The organism is Nostoc sp. UIC 10607 (genome assembly GCF_047228265.1).
GTDB classification, from domain to species: Bacteria; Cyanobacteriota; Cyanobacteriia; order Cyanobacteriales; family Nostocaceae; genus Nostoc; species Nostoc foliaceum_A.
Window position 1 is genome coordinate 1 of sequence record NZ_JBIQNW010000188.1, and the last position, 1,240, is coordinate 1,240.

General features: G+C 42.7%; 1 protein-coding gene. It reads left to right on the plus strand.

Annotated elements, in window-relative coordinates; translation table 11 throughout:
- Positions 1 to 142: 142 nt before the first annotated feature.
- Positions 143 to 1,240: endonuclease (locus tag ACEYW6_RS36275; protein ID WP_412983616.1), on the plus strand; the 1,098-nt coding region annotated here is incomplete at its 3' end.

The following is a 1,240-nucleotide window of genomic DNA, read 5'->3' on the forward strand; positions in this document are numbered from 1 at the left end:
CTGACAGGTGTAGGTTTTTTACACAGGTGTGAGTATTCATTAGTATTGCTGTAAAGATAGGTATGAAACCAGGGTCGATACAGAACTAAAAATGCTAAAAAATAAGCATCTTAGAGATTGGTCATGTATAGTATCACAGCAAATGAATCATTTGTCGCTACCAGAAGTGGCAGGATTAGCGACATGGAGTTTTGGCATGGTGATAACCAAATCGAGTAGTTTAACTCAGGTATCTAACTTCATTGCCAAGGTAAATGGAGAAAAGCCAAATACGGTACGTCAGCGACTAAAGGAATGGTATCAGGAAGCAGAAGCTAAAAGAGGAAAAAAGCGCTCTAGTCTTGATGTCAGCAGTTGTTTTGCACCATTAATGCGATGGGTAATTAGTTTACTGCCGAGAAATATCAATCAAATCGCCTTAGCACTTGACGCGACAAGTATTAGTGACAAGTTCGTAGTCTTATCGATGAATATTTTGCTTGCAGGCTGTGGAATCCCGATAGCGTGGTGCGTTGTCAAAGCGACCGAACCTGGAAGTTGGAAACCACATTGGCAAAAACTCATCGAAAAACTTCAAAATGCCATTCCTTGTAGCTTTGATGTGATTGTGACTGCTGACCGAGGATTGTATGCTCCTTGGCTGTATCAACTAATTGTCGATGCTGGCTGGCATCCGTTTTTACGCATTAACCATCAAGGAACTTATAGAATTCCACCAGACAATACATGGCACTCACTTGCTGTTGTGGTTCGGACTCCAGGAGTACTATGGTCTTCAAGAGTTGTTTGTTTTCAAACACACCCACTCCCATGCACGTTACTTGCTTGTTGGGATATTGGCTATAAAGACCCGTGGTTAATTCTGACCGACCTTGAACCACAGCAGGCTGACCCATTATGGTATGGGTTACGTCCTTCGACTGAATGTGTCTACCGTGATATCAAATCTGACGGTTGGCAATGGCACAATACCCGTTTGCTTTATCCAAAGCGTGCAGAGCGTCTTTGGTTAGCCATTGCTGTTTCTACCCTTTGGATGGTTATGCTTGGTGGTGATGCTGAAAATCAATCACTTACCCCAAATCTAGAACAACTTCCCCCTCAACACATCGCTTTCTCAAAACCTCTCAACCGAAAACCATTACGCCAAATCTCTTGTTTTCTCCTCGGTTTACTTACCCTCAGTGCTAACCTACTTAACAACATTCCAATCTATCTTCATCGCTGGAGTTCTTTTCCT